Here is a 22,146-nt window from a genome sequence, read left to right as displayed (position 1 = left end):
GCTGTCACATACCCAATTTGCTGAAGCGAGGCCAACCGGTCACGACTCAGTACCCGAATTTCTTGACGACCATAGAGCGTTGGAACCACCTGATCCCATCCCGAACTCAGCAGTGAAACGATGCATCGCCGATGGTAGTGTGGGGTTTCCCCATGTGAGAGTAGGTCATCGTCAAGATTAAATTCCGAAACCCCTATCTGCGTATGCAGGTAGGGGTTTTGTTTTTGTCCGCCGTGTAGGAGCGAGCTCGCGATGGGCTTCAGGACGGCGCGGGGCATCAGCAAGTTAGCGTCAGCGTTGACGACCATCCTCGGAACGCCGCTCGGAGCAAGCTCACTCCTACAGCAAGTCGCCTTCAATGCTAAAGTCGTCCCTCGATTTGTGTTTTCCAAGGAAGCCTTTATGCCGGACGCGACGTTCCTCAGTGCTGGTTTTATGGTGGTTCACGGCAACCGCCTGGACGAGTTGCGCAGCCTGGTGGTCAGCTGGATGCGCCGCTACCCGCTGGCTCCCCTGGAGAATGAAATCGCGTTGGTGCAAAGCAATGGCATTGCCCAATGGCTGAAGCTGGCACTGGCGGAAGATTCTGAAGAAGACGACATGGGAGGCTGCGGCATCGCTGCCGCCATCGACGTGCAGTTGCCCGGCAGCTTCATGTGGCAGCTCTATCGCATGGTCCTTGGCCGCGACGAAATTCCGGTCAAGTCCCTGCTCGATAAAGCCCCGCTGACCTGGCGCCTGATGCGCCTGCTGCCGCAGTTGATCAACCAACCGCACTTCGAGCCGCTGCAGCGTTTCCTGACCCATGACACCGACCTGCGCAAACGCTATCAACTGGCTGAGCGTCTGGCGGATCTGTTCGACCAATACCAGGTGTACCGAGCTGACTGGCTCGAAGACTGGGCGCAAGGTCGCCATCAAACAAGAAGCGCCAGGGGCGAAGCCAAACCCCTGACCCCGGCCAATTGCTGGCAAGCAGAGCTATGGCGCGCACTCTTGCTGGATGTGGGAGCAGAAGGCATGGCGCAAAGCCGTGCCGGTGTCCATCAGCGGTTCGTCGAACGTATCAACCATCTCGAAACAGCCCCCAAGGGATTACCCTCGCGAGTGATCGTTTTCGGGATTTCTTCCCTGCCTGCTCAAGCCCTGGAAGCACTGGCGGGACTGGCACGATTCAGTCAGGTTCTGCTGTGCGTCCATAACCCGTGTCGTCACCATTGGGCGGACATCGTCGCCGATAAAGACCTGTTGCGGCATCAATACAAGCGTCAGGCCCGCAAGAGCGGCATGCCGGTAGTGATCGATCCGCAAACCCTCCACCAGCATGCCCACCCGCTGCTGGCCGCATGGGGCAAGCAGGGGCGGGACTACATCAACCTGCTCGACAGTTATGACGATCCCAACAGCTATCGTTCAGCATTCCGCGACGGGCGCATCGACCTGTTCAGTGACGGTCAGCCGCTGAACGTGCTCAACCAGTTGCAGGACGACATCCTTGAGCTGCGCCCTCTCAACGAGACAAGGGAGCGTTGGCCGGCTATCGATCTTGAGCAGGACGAATCGATCCGTTTTCACATCGCCCACAGCGCCCAGCGAGAAGTCGAGATCCTCCACGATCAACTGCTCGCGCGCTTCAGCGCCGAGCCGACACTGCGGCCCCGGGACATTATCGTGATGGTTCCGGACATCGACAGCTACGCACCGCATATTCGTGCCGTGTTTGGTCAGCTTGACCGCCAGGATCCACGCTTCATTCCGTTTACCCTGGCTGACCAGGGCCAGCGTGGTCGCGATCCATTGCTGATTGCAGTCGAGCACCTGCTCAAGCTGCCTGACAGCCGATTCCCCGTCAGTGAGATTCTCGATCTGCTGGACGTCCCGGCACTGCGCGCTCGCTTTGCTGTCGAGGAGCGTGACCTGCCGACGCTGCACCGCTGGATCGAAGGTGCCGGCATTCGCTGGGGCATGAATGCCGAGCAACGTGCCGGGCTCGGGCTGCCTGATGAACTTGAGCAAAACAGCTGGCGTTTCGGCTTGCGACGGATGTTGCTCGGTTATGCCGTTGGCGGCGCCGATGCTTATGCGGGTATCGAACCCTACGACGAGATCGGTGGTCTGGACGCTGCGCTCATCGGTCCGCTGGTTGCGTTGCTGGACGCGCTGGAAGTGGCTCACCACGAACTCTCTCAGCCTGCATCGCCGGGGCAATGGGGCTTGCGCTTGCAGGCATTGGTGCAGTTGTTCTTCCTTGCCGGTAACGAACACGATGACTACTTGCTGGCCCAGCTCGAAGAGCTGCGTGAGACCTGGCTCGAGACCTGCGATTCCGTCGGGTTGCAGGATGAGTTGCCGCTGACTGTCGTCCGTGAAGCCTGGCTTGCAGGTCTGGATCAGGGCCGTTTGTCCCAGCGTTTTCTGGCCGGTGCGGTCAACTTCTGCACCTTGATGCCCATGCGCGCGATCCCGTTCAAACTGGTGTGCCTGCTGGGCATGAATGACGGCGATTATCCGCGCGCGCAACCGCCGCTGGATTTCGATCTGATGGGCAGTGATTACCGTCCGGGCGACCGCTCCCGGCGCGAAGATGACCGCTACCTGTTGCTGGAAGCCTTGCTGTCGGCAAGGGACCAGCTCTACATCAGTTGGGTGGGCCGCAGCATCCGCGACAACAGCGAGCGGCCTGCTTCGGTGCTGATCGGCCAGTTGCGTGATCACTTGGCCAGCGGTTGGCGATTGCTGCAAGGCGACGAGGATCTGCTGGAAGCCATGACCCGCGAACACCCATTGCAACCCTTCAGTGCTCGCTACTTTCACGAAGGGGATGAGTCGTTCAGCTACGCCACCGAATGGCAGGTCCTTCATCAAGCGACAGAGCAACAGGCAAGCGCCGAAGTGCTCGGCCCCCACGTTCAGGACGAACCACTCAGTCTCGGTCAACTGCAGGATTTCCTGCGCAATCCGGTACGGCACTTTTTCACCCAGCGACTGAAGGTCTTCTTCGAGGCGGCCGAAGTGCCGTTGGCCGATGAAGAGCCTTTTGTCCTGGATGCGTTGCAGCGTTACAGCCTCAGCGACCGTTTGCTCGAAGCGGCGCTGGCAGATCCGGGAAATACCGGACAGGCATTGGAGGATCAGGCGAAACGTTTGCAGAACAGCGGGCTGCTGCCCATGGCCGGATTCGGTGAGTGCCTGCAACGCGAGTTGATCGAGCCATTACCTGACTTGCTGCAACGCCACCAACAGCTCCTGGCGTTGTGGCCAACACCGCTCAGCAGCGCGTTGCCCGTCAGTCTTGAGCTGCAGGGCCTGCACATCGAGGGCTGGCTCAGCGGCCTGCATCAGCGTGCTGATGGCGGTTTGTTGTCTGTCACAACGATCCCCAACAGTATCGGCTCGATCAAGTCGCGCAAATGGCATCGACTGACGCGCCCCTGGGTCAATCATCTGATGGCTTGTGCCAGTGGCATGGCGCTGACCACCGCATTGGTGGCCAGCGACGACAGCCTGTTGCTCGGTCCACTGGACCAGTCCACTGCGCAGACAATTCTCGGTGACCTGTTGATGGCCTGGCAGTCGGGGATGCGCCAGCCTCTGCCGATCGCGGTCAAGACAGCCTTCGCGTGGCTGGGGCAAACCGACCCGGTCAAAGCCGAGGCCGCTGCGCGCAAGGCCTATGAAGGTGATGGGCAGACGATGGACGGAGAGCGCCGCGAAAGCCCGGCACTCGCGCGTCAATTCGCCGATTACGATGCCTTGGTCGCCGACGAGACGTTTCCCCAGTGGTGTGACGCGCTCTATCGCCCGCTTCTTGAAGCACCCTGGCGTTCACTGTCCAGCGAGGAGTCGCGCTGATGAGCAAGAAGACACCTCTGGCCCTGGCATTCCCGCTGCGCGGCAGTCAACTGATCGAAGCCAGCGCCGGGACCGGCAAGACGTTCACCATTTCCGCGTTGTACCTGCGCCTGGTGCTGGGCAATGGCGGGGAGGACAGTGGCTTCGGACGTGAACTGTTGCCGCCGCAGATCCTCGTCGTGACGTTCACCGACGCTGCGACCAAAGAGTTGCGCGAGCGCATTCGCACGCGGCTCGCCGAGGCCGCGCGATATTTCCGCGATGAAACACCAGCCCCCGACAGCCTGATTGCCGAGTTGCGTGATCAGTACCTGCCCGAGCAATGGCCGGGGTGCGCAAACCGCCTGGATATCGCCGCCCAGTGGATGGACGAGGCGGCGGTGTCGACCATCCACAGTTGGTGCCAGCGCATGTTGCGCGAGCATGCGTTCGACAGCGGCAGCCTGTTTACCCAGACCCTGGAAACCGACCACAGCGACTTGCTGGGGGAAGTCCTGCGCGATTACTGGCGGCTGTTCTGTTACCCGATGCAAGGTGACGCCTTGAATTGGGTGCGCAGCAATTGGGGCGGGCCGGCGGCGCTGCTGCCGCGGATTCGTGCACTGTTCGCCAGCGAGCGGGATGCGCATGAAGGGAAAGAGCCCGCCGAAGTGATTTCGCAATGCTTGCAAGAGCGACGGGCGGACCTGATCGAACTCAAGAAGCCCTGGCTGCAGTGGGCGGACGAGTTGCTTGCGATCTGTCACCAGGGCGTTGCCGGCAAGGCGGTCGACGGTCGCAAGATGCAGGCACGCTATTTCGAGCCCTGGTTTGAAAAGATCAAAGCCTGGGCCGAAGACGAATCCTTCGAGCAACTGGATATCAGCACCGGTTTCACTCGCCTGACCCCGGATGGCATGGCTGAAGCCTGGAAAGGTGAGGCTCCTCGACATCCGGGGCTCGATGCGATGGCCGGCCTCAAGGCCTGTCTCGATGGGTTGCCAACGCCTGATGCCCCCGTACTGCAACATGCGGCCCGCTGGGTCGGGGCGCGATTCGAGGAAGAGAAACGCCGCCGCGCGGAAATGGGTTTTGACGACATGTTGCTGCGCCTTGATGCGGCCTTGCAGTCCGATGGCGGCGAACGACTGGCAACCCTGATTCGTGAACAGTTTCCGGTCGCCCTGATCGATGAGTTCCAGGACACCGACCCGGTGCAATACCGAATCTTCGAGAGCATCTACCGCATTGAAGAGAACAGCCCCGAGTGCGGTCTGTTCCTGATCGGCGACCCGAAACAGGCGATCTACGCTTTTCGCGGTGCCGACATCCATACTTACCTGCGCGCCCGCCAGGCCACCACCGGCCGCCTGCACACCCTGGGCACCAACTTCCGCTCGAGCCATGGCATGGTCAACGCGGTGAACCATGTGTTCGAGCGCGCCGAAGCCCGGGAGTCAGGACGCGGCGCTTTCCTCTTTCGGGAGAAGAATGGCGACAACCCAGTTCCGTTCACGCCGGTTGCCTCCCAAGGCCGCAAAGAAGTCTTGCGCATCAATGACCAGGCAATCCCGGCCTTGAACATCTGGCACTTGCCGGCCGAACAACCGTTGTCCGGTGCGGTGTACCGGCAACACCTGGCGGCGGCCTGCGCCAGTGAAATCACGGCATTGCTCAACGGCGGGCAGCAGGGGCAAGCGGGGTTCACCCAGGACGGCAAAGCCTTCAGGGGCCTGCTGCCGGCGGACATCGCCATCCTGGTTCGCGACGGCAAGGAAGCGCAGGCGGTTCGTGCGCAATTGGCCGCCCGTGGCGTGCGCAGTGTTTACCTGTCGGACAAGGACTCGGTGTTCGCCGCCCAGGAGGCGCATGACGTGCTGACCTGGCTCAAGGCCTGCGCCGAGCCGGATGTCGAGCGACCGCTGCGAGCCGCGTTGGCCAGCATCACGTTGAACCTTTCGTTGACGGAACTGGAGCGGCTGAATCAGGACGAGTTGGCCTGGGAATCCCGGGTCATGCAGTTCCGTGGCTATCGCGAAGTCTGGCGCAAACAGGGCGTACTGCCGATGCTGCGACGCCTGCTGCACGACTTCCGCCTGCCCCAGGCGTTGATCGCCCGCAGTGACGGCGAGCGCGTGTTGACCAACCTTCTGCACCTTTTTGAACTACTGCAACAAGCCGCCGCCGAACTCGATGGCGAGCAAGCCCTGATCCGGCATTTGTCCGAGCATCTGTCGTTGTCCGGGCAGGCTGGCGAAGAGCAGATCTTGCGTCTGGAAAGTGATGAGCAATTGGTCAAGGTCGTGACCATTCACAAGTCCAAAGGCCTTGAGTACCCCTTGGTGTTCCTGCCGTTCATTTGCTCGGCGAAACCGGTGGATGGCAGCCGCCTGCCGTTGCACTACCACGATGAATCCGGCAATGCCCAGGTCACGTTGAAGCCGACGACAGAATTGATTGCCCTAGCTGACGATGAGCGTCTGGCCGAGGATCTGCGCTTGCTCTATGTCGCCCTGACCCGGGCGCAACACGCCTGCTGGCTGGGGGTGGCCGACCTCAAGCGCGGCAACAACAATGGCTCGGTGCTGCATCTGTCGGCATTGGGTTATCTGTTGGGCGGCGGTGCACCGTTGGCCGACTCCCCTGCGTTGCAGCTTTGGTTGCGGGACCTGCAACAGGACTGCCCGGCGCTGGCCTATGCCGAGATGCCTGAAGCAACAGCAGAGCATTACCGGCCACCGCAAAACGACGCAGCGCTGCTGGTTCCGCTGGTTCCGAAACGCAAGGCCAGTGAAAACTGGTGGATTGCTTCCTACAGCGCATTGCGCATTGGCGACACCCTGAGTGTCGGCACGGACGAGGCGCCGGAGAGCCCGCAGGCGCAAAAACTGTTCGATGACGAACGCCTTGACCCGCTGGCCCCCAGGGAAGTGGTGGCCGGTGGCGGCGATATCCATCGCTTCCCGCGCGGCCCGAACCCCGGCACCTTCCTCCATGGCTTGCTCGAATGGGCGGGGGGCGAGGGTTTTGATGCGGCACCACAAGAGGTGATCGACGCCATTGCCCGTCGCTGCAACCGTCGAGGCTGGGAGGGCTGGATCAGCACCTTGAGTGACTGGCTGCAGCATCTGCTCAAGTCGCCGTTGCAACTGGGCGCCGGTCAGGCACCGGTGGTATTCAGCCAGTTGACGCAGTATCAGGTCGAGATGGAGTTCTGGTTCGCCAGCCATAAGGTCGATGTGCTCAAGCTCGATGCGCTGGTGTGCCAATACACCCATAACGGCGTGGCCCGGGTCGCCGCCGAACCGGTGTTGCTCAACGGCATGTTCAAGGGCTTCATCGACCTGACGTTCGAACATGACGGCCGCTACTACGTTGCCGACTACAAATCCAACTGGCTCGGCGTCGATGATGCGGCCTACACCGCGCAGGCCATGGAACAATCGATTCTCGACAACCGTTATGACCTGCAATACGTGTTGTACCTGTTGGCCCTGCACCGCCAGCTCAAGGCGCGGCTCGCCGATTACGACTACGACCGGCATGTCGGCGGTGCGTTGTACCTGTTTTTGCGGGGGACGCGTGCGGCCAGCCAGGGGGTGTTTTTCGCCCGGCCGCCAAGAGAGCTGATCGAGCGTCTGGACAGACTGTTCCAGGGCAAGCCAGAACCCAAGGCCGAGCCCGCCTGGGAACAGGGAGTACTGTTATGAATCGCACATTCGCCGATTTGTTGCCCACATCGCTGGCCGCCGAAAGCCTGGCCGATTTGGCGCCGCTGAGTCGTGCCGACGACTTGCTGTTGTTGCTCACGCGCTGGGTCGAGCGTGGCTGGTTGCGCGCGCTGGACAAAGCCTTTGTGGCGTTTCTGCATGAACTGGCTCCGGAGGATGATCCACTGGTCTTGCTGGCAGCCGCGCTGACCAGCCACCAATTGGGCCACGGGCATGTCTGCCTCGACCTGTTCGAAACGCTGAAAGAACCGGATTTCGCCCTGTCGTTACCACCCGAAGGTGACGTGCAAGGCGGCACGATGCTGTTGCCCTCGCAATTGCTGGGATCGCTGGACGGTGCTCATTGGTGCAAGGTGCTGGCCGCCAGCAACCTGGTCGCACTGGCCGCTGACAGTCGTGACAACGTGCGCGACCGGCCTATGGTTTTATCGGGCAAGCGCTTGTACCTGCGCCGCTATTGGGCCTACGAGCGGCGGATCGACCTTTCGTTGCGCGAGCGTTTGACGGAACACGAATCCACGCCGAATGACTTGCTCCAGCGCCTCACCGGTTTGTTTGGTCCTGCCCGCTCCGGTGAGGTGATCGACTGGCAGAAGCTGGCCTGCGCCCTGGCGACGCGCAGCGCCTTCAGCATCGTCACGGGGGGGCCGGGAACCGGCAAGACCACCACCGTCGTGCGCTTGCTGGCGTTGCTCCAGGCGCCGGCGGTCGAGGCCGGCATGCCCCTGCGCATCCGCCTCGCCGCACCGACCGGCAAGGCCGCGGCGCGTCTGACTGAATCCATCAGCCAGCAAGTCCGGACCTTGAAGGTCACCCAAGACATACGAGACAAGATCCCCTCCGACGTCACCACCGTTCACCGCCTGCTCGGCAGCCGGCCCGGGACTCGTCATTTCCGGCATCACGCGGGCAATCGCCTGCCGCTGGATGTGTTGGTGGTGGACGAGGCCTCGATGATCGACCTGGAAATGATGGCCAACCTGCTCGAAGCCTTACCGGCCCATGCACGCCTCGTGCTGTTGGGTGACAAGGATCAACTGGCTTCGGTAGAAGCCGGTGCGGTATTGGGGGATCTTTGTCGCGACGCGGAGGCTGGCTGGTACAGCCCGCAGACGCGCCAGTGGCTGGAAACCGTCAGTGGCGAAAACCTGCAGGCCAGCGGGTTGCAGGAGGACGCGCAGGGCACTCATCCATTGGCCCAACAGGTCGTGATGTTGCGCCATTCCCGGCGATTCGGTGAAGGTAGCGGCATTGGCCAACTGGCTCGCTGGGTCAACCAGCAGCAACCTGAAGAAGCCCGCAAGTTGTTGTCGGCGCGCAGCCATGACGATGTGTATTGCCTGTCCCTCAAGGGGGAGCAGGATCGGGCGCTGGAACGCTTGCTTCTCGACGGCCATGGTGAGGGGCCGCAGGGGTATCGACATTACCTGAGCGTGTTGCGCAATCAGCGGCCGCCGTTGGACAGTCCGCTGGAAGATTCGCGCTGGATTGATTGGGCTCGACAAGTGTTGCAGGCCTTCGACGCATTCCAGTTGTTATGTGCCGTGCGCAAGGGGCCGTGGGGTGTCGAGGGCTTGAACCAGCGGGTGACGGAGGCATTGCTCAGGGCGCGCCTGATCGACAGCGACCAGCAGTGGTACGAAGGTCGCCCTGTCCTGATGACCCGCAACGATTACGGGCTGGGTTTGATGAACGGCGATATCGGCATTGCCCTCAAGCTCCCGGAGCAGGAAGGCCACGGGGCTGGAAAACAGGTTTTGCGCGTGGCATTCCCACGCAATGATGGCCAGGGTGGCGTGCGATTTGTCCTGCCCAGCCGCCTGAATGATGTCGAAACCGTGTACGCCATGACCGTGCATAAATCCCAGGGCTCGGAGTTCGCGCATACCGCGCTGATTCTTCCCGATGCCTTGAATCCGGTACTCACCAAGGAACTGATCTACACCGGAATTACCCGGGCCAAGGACTGGTTCAGCTTGATCGAGTCGCGTGCAGGCGTGTTTGAAGAGGCGGTGAAACGCCGGGTCAAACGCTTGAGCGGGCTGATGCTGGAGCTAAAGGAAGCCAGCGAGCCGACAAGCTGAAAGGTCAGTAATCGGCAAACAGCATCTCCCGGCTTTCTCCCATCAGCAGGCCCTGATTCTGCTCGGTGACCTCGCGGATGTAATCCCACAACAGGGTGATCCGCTTGAGCTTGCGCAGGTCTTCGCGGCAGTACATCCAGAATTGTCGGGTGATATTGATTTCCTGCGGCAACACCGGCAGCAAGCGCGGGTCCTGAGTGGCGAGGAAGCACGGCAGGATCGCCAGTGAGCGTCCTTGCTGCGCCGCCACGAACTGCGCGATCACGCTGGTGCTGCGCAGGTTGGCACTGGCACCGGGCAATACGTTGGCCAGGTACAACAGCTCCGAGCTGAACGCCAGGTCGTCGACGTAACTGATAAACGAATGTTTGGCCAAGTCCGCCGGGCGGTGGATCGGCGGGTGGTTGTCCAGATAATCCTGGGTCGCGTACAGCTGCAATCGGTAGTCGCACAGTTTGCAGCAGACGTACGGGCCATGCTCCGGACGCTCCAGGGCGATGACGATGTCGGCCTCGCGCTTGGACAGGCTGATGAAGTGCGGCAGCGGCAGGATATCCACCGAAATGGCCGGATAGGTGTCGACGAAGTGGCTGAGTTGCGGCGTGATGAAAAAGCTGCCGAAGCCTTCGGTGCAGCCCATGCGCACATGACCGGACAGCGCCACGCCGGATCCGGAAACCTGCTCGCACGCCATGTGCAAGGTACTTTCGATCGACTCGGCATACCCCATCAACCGCTGGCCTTCGGCGGTCAGGACAAAGCCGTTGGTCCGGGATTTTTCGAACAGCAAAGTACCCAACGCGGTTTCCAGGGAACTGATGCGTCGCGACACCGTGGTGTAGTCCACCGCCAGGCGCTTGGCCGCGGTGCTGGCCTTGCGGGTGCGGGCGACTTCGAGGAAAAACTTGAGGTCATCCCAGTTCAATGAGCCGAGGGAGGTGATGTTTTTTTGCATGTTGGACCGGTTTTTATGTGCGTTCTTATTAGAAGTTTGCACATCTATACTCCAAAAACAGTCCGTTAACCAATTCGCGGCACACGCCTCATCTCAAGGCGACTTTCTCGCCTTGGCTCCCAAGATAAAAACAAAGATCTGGAGACCCACATGAACGCATCGCTCACGCCCAACGAAACCACCGTGCAAAAGGTCAAACTGTTGATCGACGGTCAGTGGGTCGAATCCAAGACCACCGAATGGCACGACATCATCAACCCGGCGACCCAGCAAGTGCTGGCCAAAGTGCCGTTTGCCACCGCCGAAGAAGTCGATGCTGCCATCAGTGCCGCTCATCGTGCTTTCCAGACCTGGAAGCTGACCCCGATCGGCGCCCGCATGCGCATCATGCTCAAGCTCCAGGCGCTGATTCGCGAGCACTCCAAACGCATCGCCGCGGTCCTCAGTGCAGAGCAGGGCAAGACCATTGCCGACGCCGAAGGCGACATTTTCCGTGGGCTGGAAGTGGTCGAGCACGCCTGCTCCATCGGCAGCCTGCAAATGGGCGAATTCGCTGAAAACGTCGCCGGTGGCGTCGACACCTACACCCTGCGCCAGCCCATCGGCGTGTGCGCCGGCATTACCCCGTTCAACTTCCCGGCGATGATTCCGCTGTGGATGTTCCCGATGGCCATCGCCTGCGGCAACACCTTCGTGCTCAAGCCGTCCGAACAGGACCCGATGTCGACCATGCTGCTGGTGGAGCTGGCGATTGAAGCGGGTATTCCGGCCGGCGTGCTCAACGTCGTGCATGGCGGCAAGGACGTGGTGGACGGGCTCTGCACCCACAAGGACATCAAGGCGGTTTCCTTCGTCGGTTCAACCGCCGTCGGTACTCATGTCTATGACCTGGCCGGCAAACACGGCAAGCGTGTGCAATCGATGATGGGCGCCAAGAACCACGCTGTGGTGCTGCCGGACGCCAATCGCGAACAAGCGCTGAATGCGCTGGTGGGTGCCGGTTTCGGTGCTGCCGGTCAACGCTGCATGGCCACCTCGGTGGTGGTGCTGGTGGGTGCGGCCAAGCAATGGCTGCCGGATCTGAAGGCGCTGGCGCAAAAGCTCAAGGTCAATGCCGGCAGTGAGCCGGGTACCGATGTCGGCCCGGTGATCTCGAAAAAGGCCAAGGCGCGGATTCTCGACCTGATCGAAAGCGGCATCAAGGAAGGCGCGAAACTGGAACTGGACGGTCGCGAGATCTCGGTTCCCGGTTACGAGAAGGGCAACTTTGTCGGCCCGACCCTGTTCTCCGGCGTGACCACCGACATGCAGATCTACACCCAGGAAATCTTCGGCCCGGTGCTGGTAGTGCTGGAAGTCAATACGCTCGACGAGGCCATCGCCCTGGTCAACGCCAACCCGTTCGGCAACGGCACGGGCCTGTTCACCCAGAGCGGCGCGGCGGCGCGTAAGTTCCAGAACGAAATCGACGTCGGCCAGGTCGGTATCAACATCCCGATTCCGGTGCCGGTTCCATTCTTCAGCTTCACCGGTTCGCGCGGTTCCAAGCTCGGTGACCTCGGCCCGTACGGCAAGCAAGTGGTGCAGTTCTACACTCAGACCAAGACCGTCACCAGTCGCTGGTTCGATGACGACAGCGTCAACGACGGTGTGAACACCACCATCAACCTGCGTTAAGGAGCCGGACATGAAAATCGCTTTTATCGGTCTGGGCAACATGGGCGCGCCGATGGCGCGCAACCTGATCAAGGCCGGCCATGCACTGCGCCTGGTGGACCTGAACAAAGCCGTGCTGGCGGAGCTGGAACAACTGGGCGGCAGTATCAGCGCATCGGCCCGTGAAGCGGCAGAGGGCGCCGAACTGGTCATCACCATGCTGCCTGCCGCGGTGCATGTACGCAGTGTGTGGCTGGGCGAAGACGGCGTGCTCGCCGGTATTGGCAAAGGTGTACCGGCCGTGGATTGCAGCACCATCGATCCGCAGACCGCGCGGGACGTAGCCACCGCCGCTGCCAAACAGGGCGTGGCCATGGCCGATGCACCGGTCTCTGGCGGCACCGGTGGTGCAGCCGCCGGGACGCTGACCTTCATGGTCGGTGCCACTCCCGAACTATTCGCCACCCTGCAACCGGTACTGGCGCAGATGGGCCGCAACATCGTCCATTGTGGTGAGGTCGGCACCGGGCAAATCGCTAAAATATGCAACAACCTGCTGCTGGGGATTTCCATGGTGGGCGTCAGCGAAGCCATGGCGCTTGGCGATGCATTGGGCATCGACACCAAGGTGCTGGCGGGCATCATCAACAGCTCCACCGGGCGTTGCTGGAGCTCGGAGATGTACAACCCGTGGCCGGGTATCGTTGAAACGGCGCCGGCGTCGCGCGGTTACACCGGTGGTTTCGGTGCCGAACTGATGCTCAAGGATCTGGGGCTGGCCACTGAAGCGGCGCGTCAGGCGCACCAGCCGGTGGTACTCGGCGCGGTGGCCCAGCAGTTGTATCAGGCGATGAGTTTGCGTGGGGAGGGTGGGCAGGACTTCTCGGCGATCATCAATGGTTATCGCAAGCCGCAGTAAAGCGATTCATTGAATGTGGTGAGAGCTGTTGTGGTGAGGGGGCTTGTCGGAACGCCGCACCGCCCCGTTGGTTCGCGTAGCGGACCCTTATCCTGCAACCGAGCTCTGTCAGGTACATCGCATTTTCTGGTTTTGCGGTTGCTGCGCAACCGAACGGGGGCAAGCCCCCTCGCCACACAAGCTCGCTCCCACAGGGTACGGCGTTTACCTATAGCATTTTTGACCGGGAGATCACGTCGGGTGATCCCCCGGTTTTTTTGTATCAGGCAAACACGAAGTATTTGCGCACGGTTTCCACCACTTCCCAGGTGCCTTTCATCCCCGGCTCAACGACGAAAATGTCGCCGGCGCGCAGGTGGATCGGCGCCATGCCTTCCGGAGTGATGACGCAGTAGCCTTCCTGGAAATGGCAGTACTCCCACTTCACGTATTCCACGTACCACTTGCCTGGTGTGCAGATCCAGGTGCCCATGATCTTGCTGCCGTCTTCGCTCGTGTAGGCATTGAGGTTGACGGTGTGCGGGTCGCCTTCGAGTTTTTCCCATTTGCAGGCGTCGAGCACGGGCAGCGGGTGGGTGTCGCGAAGAACGGTAATCGGTGCGGTCATGATGACTCCGGGCAGTGGGCTCAAGAACTGAAGTCGCACCCTATAGCGCCTGTCCAGCGATTAGTTGTCTGTGGTCGACACTGAGGTGTCCAGAAACGCGCTCCCTGCTCAATCTTCTGGCTAGGCCAACGCTTGCAGCAACGCCTTGGCGTAGCCGGGCAGCGCGGCGAAATCGCGGGCGCAGATCAAGAGCCTGCGCTGTGCCCAGGGCTCTTGCAGGCAGAGGCTCTTGAAAGACGGTTCGTTGGACCACCGATCGACCGCCGCCAAGGGCACAATCGCCAGTCCCGCCCCTCGGGCGACCATGCGCATCACGCCATCGAAGCCATCGGCACGGATGCGAATTTGCATGCGCAGGCCGGCATGCAGTGCCTGCTCTTCCAGGTACACCGCCAACGCGCTGTTGGCATTCAGGCCGACGTAGTCGTGATGCAGCGTGTCGGTGAAGCTCACTGAGGTCGCATGAGCCAGGGGATGTTCCCGGGGCATGATCAGCACCAGCGGATCATCGCGGAACGCTTGGGTCTGCAGGTCATCGGTGTCCACCGCGTCGGACACGATGCCGAGGTCCGCCGCCCCCTGGCGCAGGGCGTGGGTGATGCGGGTGCTGGGCAGTTCCTGCAGGTCGATGTCGAGGTTGGGATGGCTGTGCAGGAAATCTGCGAGCAACTCTGGCAGGTACTCGGTGATCGCCGTGGTGTTGCACAGCAGCCGCACCTGGCCTTTGACACCCTGGGCGTACTCGGCCAGTTCCTGTTGCAGGCGTTCGGCCTGTTGCAGCAGAACCCGGGCGTGTTGCGCCAAGACTTTGCCTGCGGCTGTGGGCGTGACGCCACGGCGACCCCGTTCGAGAAACTCGGTGCCCAACGACGACTCCATGGCACGGATGCGTGCACTGGCCGCTGCCAGAGATAGATGACTGCGTGCGGCGCCGGCGGTGATGTTGCCGGTGTCGAGGATATTCAGGTACAGGCGCAGGTCGGTCAGGTCGAAGTGCATTGTCATCCCCGGATTTTTGTTGTCTGGGAGGCCGCCATCGCGAGCAAGCCCGCTCCCACAGGGGATCGCATTTCTTCTGCGAGAACTCGGTCACCTGTGGGAGCGGGCTTGCCCGCGAAGAGGTCAGTCGCTTCAGCGAAATACTCAGCCTCTGTCAAAGCAAGAGACAACCTCAGTATATGGCAGATTTTCAATCGCCCCCCCGCGGGCTCACCATGGACCCATGAACACACTCTCTGCGTTTTATCAGAATCTCGGCTTAACCCTTTCGTTGCTGGTCATCGGCACCTTTGTGCTGGCCGGCATGATCAAGGGCGTGATCGGCCTCGGCCTACCGACCGTTGCCATGGGCCTGCTCGGCCTGGCTATGGCGCCGACGCAGGCTGCGGCGCTGCTGATCATTCCGGCGACCCTGACCAACGTCTGGCAACTGGCATTCGGCGGGCATCTGTCGGGGCTGGTCAAACGGCTGTGGCCGATGTTGCTGGCGATTTTCATCGGCACCGGGGCAGGTACGCTGTGGATCGGCATGAGCGGTGGCCATTGGGTGGTGCGGGGGTTGGGGGCGGCATTGTTGCTGTATGCGCTGAGCGGTTTGTTCCTGCCGACTGTGCGTGTGGGGCAGCGCAGCGAACGCTGGCTCGGTCCGCTGTGCGGCGTGCTGACAGGCGTCATCACTTCGGCCACCGGCGTGTTCGTGATTCCGGCGGTGCCCTATCTGCAAGCGCTGGGTTTGAGCAAGGACGAGCTGGTGCAGGCGCTGGGCCTGTCGTTCACCGTCTCGACCCTCGCGCTGGCCGGTGGATTGCTATGGCGTGGTGCGCTTGGCGGGGGCGAGTTGAGCGCATCGCTGTTGGCGCTGATCCCGGCCATGCTCGGCATGTGGCTGGGGCAATCGCTGCGCCAGCGGATCAGCGCCCCGTGGTTCAAGCGCGTGTTTTTCGTTGGCCTAGGTGTGCTCGGCGGCCATTTGCTGATCAGCGGTTAGCGGACGACGGGCTGATCATCTCGATGGCGCGGATCTCGAAGTCCCGTTCCAGGTATTCATCACGCTGCGCGAGAAACTGCTTCATGTGCGGCAGGTTCGAGTGCACGTCGAGGTGGGCCTGGGATTGCCAGATCTCGTAGAAGATGAACAGGGTCGGGTCCTGTTTGTCGCGCAACATGTGGTATTCGATGCAACCGGGTTCGGCTCGGCTCGCTTGCACGTGGCCGCTGAAAAACGCTTCGAAGGCGTCGGATTTTTCCGCGCGGGTCTTGGCGTGCAGGATAAAACCCTGGATTTCACTCATCTACATCTCTCCTCAAGTCAGAACTGGCGCCAGTCTAAGGCAACAATCGCCTGTTGATTCGTGCTTGTAGGTCAAATGAATTTTGCCAAATCGACGCTTACTCCGTGCGAGGTCGATCGGTACTCTGCCGCCATCCGATTCCCGACCTTCCCGAGACCTCCCATGAAAAAAGTCCTGTTGCTCAATGGCGGCAAAAAATTTGCACACTCCGACGGCCGCTACAACGCCACCCTGCACGAGGCCGCGCTGAGCGTGCTGGATCGCGGTGGTATGGATGTCAAAACCACTTTCATCGACGAGGGCTACGACATCGCTGAAGAAGTGGCCAAGTTCCTCTGGGCCGACGTGATCATTTACCAGATGCCCGGCTGGTGGATGGGCGCGCCATGGACCGTGAAAAAGTACATCGATGAAGTCTTCACCGAAGGCCATGGCAGCCTCTATGCCAGCGACGGTCGCACCCGTTCGGACGCGTCGCAGAAGTACGGCAGCGGCGGCCTGATTCACGGCAAGCAGTACATGCTGTCGCTGACCTGGAACGCTCCGCAGCAAGCCTTCGACGACCCGACCGATTTCTTCGAAGCCAAAGGTGTGGACGCGGTGTACTTCCCGTTCCACAAGGCCAACGAGTTCCTGGGCATGACCGGTTTACCGACGTTCCTCTGCGTGGACGTGATGAAGCGTCCGAACATCGAAGGTGACGTGGCGCGCTATGAGCAGCATTTGGCTGAGGTGTTTGGCCTGAAGGCGTAACTGTCAGCTACTATCGAAAGCCTGAGTCTGTGTGCGGGCTTTTGTGGCGAGGGAGCTTGCTCCCGCTGGTGCGCGAAGCGGACCCAAAACCAGCCTGCTCGGTGGTTCAAGTTGTCTGCGTCAAACCATTTACGACGGCTTCGCCGCCGAGCGGGAGCAAGGGTTCTTCTCAGCTTGGAAGAACCGGTCAGGACTATCGATAAGGGACACACGTGAAAGCCAGATCCGATGAATTGCAGGTTTTCGTCTGCGTGATTGAATGCGGGTCGATTTCCGCGGCGGCCGAGCAGGTCGGGCAAACGCCTTCGGCGGTCAGTCGTACGCTGTCGCGGCTGGAGGCCAAGCTCGACACCACGTTGATCAATCGCACCACGCGGCGCATGGACCTGACCGAGGAGGGCAAGTACTTCTTCGAACACGCCAAGCGCATTCTCGATCAGATGGATGAGCTCGAAGAGCGCCTGTCCTCGCGCCAGCAAACACCGTCCGGGCGGCTGCGGATCAACGCGGCATCACCTTTCATGCTGCACGCCATCGTGCCTTACATCGATGAATTCCGCCGGCTCTACCCCGACATCCAGCTCGAACTCAACAGCAACGATTTGATCATCGACCTGCTGGAACAGAGCACCGACATCGCCATCCGCATCGGCACCCTGACCGACTCGACGCTGCATGCCCGCTCCCTGGGTTGCAGCCCGCTGCACATCGTCGCCAGCCCGGCCTACCTGGAAAAGCACGGCACACCGCAAGCGGTGGCTGACCTGGCCCACCATACGCTGCTGGGGTTCACCCAGAACGAAGGCCTCAACCAATGGCCGCTGCGTTATGTGCATGGCGATCGCTGGCCGATCCAGGCGTCGATCAGCGCATCGAGCGGCGAGACCATCCGCCATCTCGCACTGGACGGCCAGGGCATCGCCAGCCTGTCGCATTTCATGACCATCGAAGACATTCGTGCCGGGCGCTTGAAAGTGTTGCTGGCCGAATTCAACAGCGGTTATCGCCAGCCGATCAACGCGGTGTACTACCGTAACTCGCAACTGGCCCTGCGGATTCAATGCTTCCTGGACTTTATCCAGGGCAAGTTGGTGGATTATGCGAGCGCAGACTTCAAGGGCTGATTCGTGATTCCTGCGCAAAAGTGAATTGGGTCAGAGGGCATTTTTCGGCAGTGATCGCTCCTTGATACTCCTTGCATCACTGATCAATGCAGGGAGTTTCTCCATGAATGTATTCGTTACCGGTGCCGCCGGTTTTATCGGCGGTTCCATCGCCACGGGCCTGGTCCAGGCCGGCCACAACGTCACCGGTCTGGTGCGCAGCGCCGAACAAGCCGATGAACTGCGTGCACTGGGCATCACCCCGGTAATCGGTACGCTGGACGACTGCGCCCTGTTGGCCGATCAGGCGCTTGCTGCCGACGCGGTGATCAACGCCGCCAGCAGCGATCATCGTGGCGCGGTGGAAGCCTTGCTCGATGCCTTGCGCGGTGCTGGCAAAGTGTTCCTGCACACCAGCGGTTCGAGCATCGTCGGTGATGCCTCGGGTGGTAAATCCAGTGATGTCATCTACTTCGAAGACAACCTGCCGAAACCGACAGTCGACAAGGCGGCGCGCGTGGCCATCGACAACCTGATCCTGGCGGCGGCCATGGATGGGGTGAACTCGGCCGTGATCTGTAACACGCTGATCTACGGCCACAGCCTGGGCGTCCATCGTGACAGTGTGCAGTTGCCACGCCTGCTGAAACAGGCGGGTAAAAGTGGTGTGGTGCGTCATGTCGGCCCGGGTCAGAACATCTGGTCCAATGTGCACATCGAGGACGTGGTTGCACTGTACCTGCTGGCGCTGACTGAAAACGTACCGGGCACCTTCTACTTCGTCGAAAGCGGTGAAGCGTCGTTCATCGACATGACCACCGCCATGGCCCAGGCGCTGAACCTGGGCGAGCCGCAGGACTGGGCGCTCAAGGATGCGGAAGCCGAGTGGGGCTATGAGATGGCCAACTATGGTTTGGGTTCCAACAGCCGGGTGCGCGGCAAGCATGCGCGGGAATTGTTGGGGTGGGTGCCGAAGCGCACGTCGGTGGTGGAGTGGATTCGCGACGAGATGGTGTGAGTTCGCTTAAAACCGCGTCATCGTTCTTCGTCGGAACGCCGCCCGGAGCAAGCCCGCTCCCACAATTGATCGCGCTCCGTCAGAAGGAATGCGATCGAATGTGGGAGCGGGCTTGCTCGCGAAGACTTTTTCGATGACACAGATGATGGCCGGTCGGCCCCCAATTCCGTAACATCCGCACGCTCTTTTTCGTCTCTCCCTGTGTGCGGTTCCCCATGAAAGCAAAACGTCTACGCGCCGATGTCCTGGCCGGGCTTACCACCTCCTTCGCCCTGTTGCCCGAGTGCATCGCTTTCGCGCTGGTGGCCCACCTGAATCCGCTGATGGGCCTCTATGGCGCGTTCATCATCTGCACCCTGACCGCGCTGTTCGGCGGGCGACCGGGCATGGTGTCCGGCGCGGCCGGCTCGATGGCCGTGGTGATCGTCGCGCTGGTGGTGCAACACGGCGTGCAGTATCTGCTGGCCACGGTGTTGCTGGGCGGGTTGATCATGATGGCGTTCGGGCTGCTCAAACTCGGCAAACTGGTGCGCATGGTGCCGCACCCAGTGATGCTCGGCTTCGTCAACGGCCTGGCGATCATCATTGCCCTGGCGCAACTGGAGCACTTCAAGAGCGGGGAGGCCTGGTTGAGCGGTACGCCGCTGTACATGATGATCGGGCTGGTCGCGGTGACCATGATGGTTGTCTATGTGCTGCCGCGCCTGACCCGTACGGTGCCGCCGGCGCTGGTGGCGATTCTCGGCGTGGGCCTGGCGGTGTACCTGCTTGGCCTGCCGACCCGCACCCTGGGCGATATGGCGCACATTGCCGGTGGCTTGCCGACGCTGGCTCTGCCGGACATTGCGTGGAACCTGGACACCCTGCGCATCATCGCGCCCTACGCGATCCTGATGGCGCTGGTCGGGTTGCTGGAAACCCTGTTGACCCTGAACCTCACCGACGAAATCACCGAAAGCCGTGGCTACCCGGATCGCGAGTGCGTGGCGCTGGGGGCGGCGAATGTGGTGTCCGGTGCGCTCGGCGGCATGGGCGGTTGCGCGATGATCGGCCAGACTATGATCAACCTCAGTTCCGGCGGGCGCGGGCGTTTGTCCGGTGTGGTGGCCGGGGTGTCGATCCTGTTGTTCATCCTGTTTCTGTCGCCGCTGATCGAGCGCATCCCGCTGGCCGCGCTGGTAGGGGTGATGTTCGTGGTGTCGCAACAGACCTTCGCCTGGGCCTCGTTGCGGGTACTGAACAAGGTGCCGTTGAACGACGTGCTGGTGATCATCGCGGTGACGGTGATTACCGTTTTCACCGACTTGGCAATGGCGGTGCTCTGCGGGATCATCATCGCGGCACTGAACTTTGCCTGGCAGCAGGCCCGACAGTTGTATGCCGACAGTCATCTGGAAACTGACGGCAGCAAGCTGTACCGGGTGCATGGCACGCTGTTCTTCGCCTCGACCACACCCTTTCTCAATCAGTTCGATCCGGCCAATGACCCGGCGCAAGTGACACTTGATTGCCAGCACCTGAGCTTTGTCGACTACTCGGCCATCGCCGCGCTGGGCACCTTGCGCGAGCGCTATGCCAAGGCCGGCAAGCACCTGCGGGTGCAGCATTTGTCCGAGCGTTGCAAGAAATTGCTCAAGCGCGCCCGGATGCAGCACGACTGAAATCAATCAGGCAGGCGCGATGAAAATCCGCCTGCCTGATTTTCATTATTTGCGACAACTCATACCTCTGTACGACGCGCCTTACCTCTGCACGAAAATTACTTTCACCTCGTTTGAAAATCACCTTCCGAAATGTTTTAAGAGTTTCACAAATATTTCGACGTGACCCTCTCGAGGAGTACCGCATGACCCTGTCCTTCGGCTATTGGCTGCTGGTGTATGCCGCTGTTGCCATCATCGCACTGATCGTTCTGATCGCCCGTTACCGGCTCAACCCGTTCATTGTCATCACCCTGATTTCCATCGGCCTGGCGCTGGTCGCCGGGATGCCGCCGTCCGGCGTGGTGGGGGCGTACGAGGCTGGGGTCGGCAAGACCCTGGGGCACATCGCGCTGGTGGTGGCGCTGGGCACGATGCTCGGCAAGATGATGGCCGAGTCCGGTGGAGCCGAGCAGGTGGCGCGGACCTTGATCGACCGTTTCGGCGAGAAGAACGCGCATTGGGCGATGGTGTGCATCGCGTTTCTGGTGGGGCTGCCGCTGTTCTTCGAAGTCGGTTTCGTCTTGCTGGTGCCGATTGCGTTCACCGTGGCGCGGCGCGTGGGCGTCTCGATCCTGATGGTCGGCTTGCCGATGGTCGCCGGGCTTTCGGTGGTGCATGCGCTGGTGCCGCCGCACCCGGCGGCGATGCTGGCGGTGCAGGTGTATCAGGCGTCGGTGGGGCAGACGTTGATGTACGCGATCCTGATCGGCATTCCGACGGCGATCATCGCAGGTCCCCTGTACGCCAAATTCATTGTGCCGCGCATTCAGTTGCCGGCGGAAAACCCGCTGGAACGCCAGTTCCTTGAGCGTGAACCGCGCGACAGCCTGCCGGGTTTCGGCATCACCATGGCAACCATTCTGTTGCCGGTGGTGCTGATGCTGATTGGCGGCTGGGCTAACCTGATTTCCACACCGGGCACAGGTTTCAACCAGTTCCTGCTGTTCATCGGTAACTCGGTGATCGCGCTGTTGCTGGCCACATTGCTGAGTTTCTGGACTCTCGGCCTGGCCCAGGGTTTCAACCGTGAATCGATCCTCAAGTTCACCAACGAATGCCTGGCGCCGACCGCGAGCATCACGCTGCTGGTGGGCGCCGGTGGTGGCTTGAACCGGATTCTGGTGGACGCCGGCGTCACCGACCAGATCGTCGGCCTGGCCCACGAGTTTCATTTGTCGCCGCTGTTGATGGGCTGGCTGTTTGCCGCGTTGATGCGCATCGCCACCGGTTCTGCCACTGTGGCCATGACCACCGCGTCAGGCGTGGTCGCGCCAGTGGCCATTGGTCTGGGTTATCCCCATCCGGAGCTACTGGTGCTGGCGACTGGCGCCGGGTCGGTTATCTTTTCCCACGTCAATGACGGCGGTTTCTGGTTGATCAAGGAATACTTCAACATGACCGTTGCCCAAACCTTCAAGACCTGGACCGTGCTCGAGACGTTGATCTCGGTCGTCGCCTTCGGCCTGACCATTGGCCTTTCTTACCTGATTTAGCC

General features: G+C 61.2%; 15 protein-coding genes and 1 rRNA gene. 12 read left to right on the top strand and 4 right to left on the bottom strand.

What is annotated here, in order from left to right:
* Nucleotides 1-61 precede the first annotated feature (61 nt).
* The 4 genes from rrf (at nt 62) to recD (ending at nt 9,646) form a co-directional block, all read left to right on the top strand.
* Nucleotides 62-177 (top strand): 5S ribosomal RNA (rrf, locus tag AC1DVE_RS14465).
* 225 nt (nt 178-402) lie between these two features.
* A complete protein-coding gene (gene recC, locus AC1DVE_RS14460; RefSeq protein WP_477784004.1) occupies nt 403-3,852 on the top strand; it encodes an exodeoxyribonuclease V subunit gamma in 3,450 nt (1,149 codons plus the stop codon).
* Complete coding sequence (recB, locus tag AC1DVE_RS14455) at nt 3,852-7,541, top strand: exodeoxyribonuclease V subunit beta (RefSeq protein WP_223459907.1); 3,690 nt, start codon at nt 3,852-3,854, stop codon at nt 7,539-7,541. Before recC ends, recB begins: the two co-directional genes overlap by 1 nt.
* Complete coding sequence (recD, locus tag AC1DVE_RS14450) at nt 7,538-9,646, top strand: exodeoxyribonuclease V subunit alpha (protein WP_223459905.1); 2,109 nt, start codon at nt 7,538-7,540, stop codon at nt 9,644-9,646. The genes recB and recD overlap by 4 nt, the downstream gene beginning before the upstream one ends.
* A gap of 4 nt (nt 9,647-9,650) precedes the next feature.
* On the opposite strand, the gene AC1DVE_RS14445 is transcribed toward recD, so the two are convergent.
* A complete protein-coding gene (locus tag AC1DVE_RS14445) occupies nt 9,651-10,601 on the bottom strand; it encodes a LysR family transcriptional regulator (RefSeq protein ID WP_223459903.1) in 951 nt (316 codons plus the stop codon).
* Between the two features lie 150 nt (nt 10,602-10,751).
* On the opposite strand from AC1DVE_RS14445, the gene AC1DVE_RS14440 reads away from it, so the two are divergent.
* Nucleotides 10,752-12,278, top strand: coding sequence for a CoA-acylating methylmalonate-semialdehyde dehydrogenase (locus tag AC1DVE_RS14440; protein ID WP_046038615.1), 1,527 nt, complete (start codon nt 10,752-10,754; stop codon nt 12,276-12,278).
* Nucleotides 12,279-12,288: 10 nt separating this feature from the next.
* A complete protein-coding gene (gene mmsB, locus AC1DVE_RS14435; protein ID WP_008047570.1) occupies nt 12,289-13,176 on the top strand; it encodes a 3-hydroxyisobutyrate dehydrogenase in 888 nt (295 codons plus the stop codon).
* A 262-nt stretch (nt 13,177-13,438) separates the two neighbouring features.
* On the opposite strand, the gene AC1DVE_RS14430 is transcribed toward mmsB, so the two are convergent.
* Nucleotides 13,439-13,783, bottom strand: a complete 345-nt coding sequence (locus AC1DVE_RS14430) for a cupin domain-containing protein (RefSeq protein WP_028624747.1) — start codon at nt 13,781-13,783, stop codon at nt 13,439-13,441.
* Between the two features lie 120 nt (nt 13,784-13,903).
* Nucleotides 13,904-14,782: a LysR family transcriptional regulator gene (locus AC1DVE_RS14425; RefSeq protein WP_223543436.1), complete on the bottom strand. Its 879-nt coding sequence runs from the start codon at nt 14,780-14,782 to the stop codon at nt 13,904-13,906.
* 223 nt (nt 14,783-15,005) lie between these two features.
* Here AC1DVE_RS14425 and AC1DVE_RS14420 point away from each other — a divergent pair, with 223 nt between their 5' ends.
* Nucleotides 15,006-15,770: a sulfite exporter TauE/SafE family protein gene (locus AC1DVE_RS14420; RefSeq protein ID WP_223459902.1), complete on the top strand. Its 765-nt coding sequence runs from the start codon at nt 15,006-15,008 to the stop codon at nt 15,768-15,770.
* Here the strand turns inward: AC1DVE_RS14420 and AC1DVE_RS14415 are convergent.
* On the bottom strand, nt 15,760-16,074 hold the full coding sequence (locus tag AC1DVE_RS14415; protein ID WP_223459900.1) for a putative quinol monooxygenase: 315 nt from the start codon (nt 16,072-16,074) through the stop codon (nt 15,760-15,762). The two genes, AC1DVE_RS14420 and AC1DVE_RS14415, sit on opposite strands and share 11 nt — an antisense overlap.
* 162 nt (nt 16,075-16,236) lie before the next feature.
* Here AC1DVE_RS14415 and mdaB point away from each other — a divergent pair, with 162 nt between their 5' ends.
* From mdaB to AC1DVE_RS14390, 5 genes are all read left to right on the top strand, one after another.
* Entirely contained in the window at nt 16,237-16,827 is a 591-nt protein-coding gene (mdaB, locus tag AC1DVE_RS14410; protein WP_223459898.1) for an NADPH:quinone oxidoreductase MdaB, read from the top strand.
* A 212-nt stretch (nt 16,828-17,039) separates the two neighbouring features.
* Entirely contained in the window at nt 17,040-17,951 is a 912-nt protein-coding gene (locus AC1DVE_RS14405) for a LysR family transcriptional regulator (RefSeq protein ID WP_223448192.1), read from the top strand.
* A 103-nt stretch (nt 17,952-18,054) separates the two neighbouring features.
* Nucleotides 18,055-18,948 (top strand): NAD-dependent epimerase/dehydratase family protein, encoded by an 894-nt coding sequence (locus AC1DVE_RS14400; protein WP_223459897.1) that lies wholly within the window; start codon nt 18,055-18,057, stop codon nt 18,946-18,948.
* 215 nt (nt 18,949-19,163) lie between these two features.
* Nucleotides 19,164-20,609, top strand: coding sequence for a SulP family inorganic anion transporter (locus AC1DVE_RS14395; protein WP_223459895.1), 1,446 nt, complete (start codon nt 19,164-19,166; stop codon nt 20,607-20,609).
* Between the two features lie 185 nt (nt 20,610-20,794).
* A complete protein-coding gene (locus AC1DVE_RS14390) occupies nt 20,795-22,144 on the top strand; it encodes a GntP family permease (protein WP_223459894.1) in 1,350 nt (449 codons plus the stop codon).
* Nucleotides 22,145-22,146 lie beyond the last annotated feature (2 nt).

This window comes from Pseudomonas sp. P4_B4, assembly GCF_056402255.1.
This window is presented reverse-complemented; position numbering and strand designations above follow the sequence as displayed.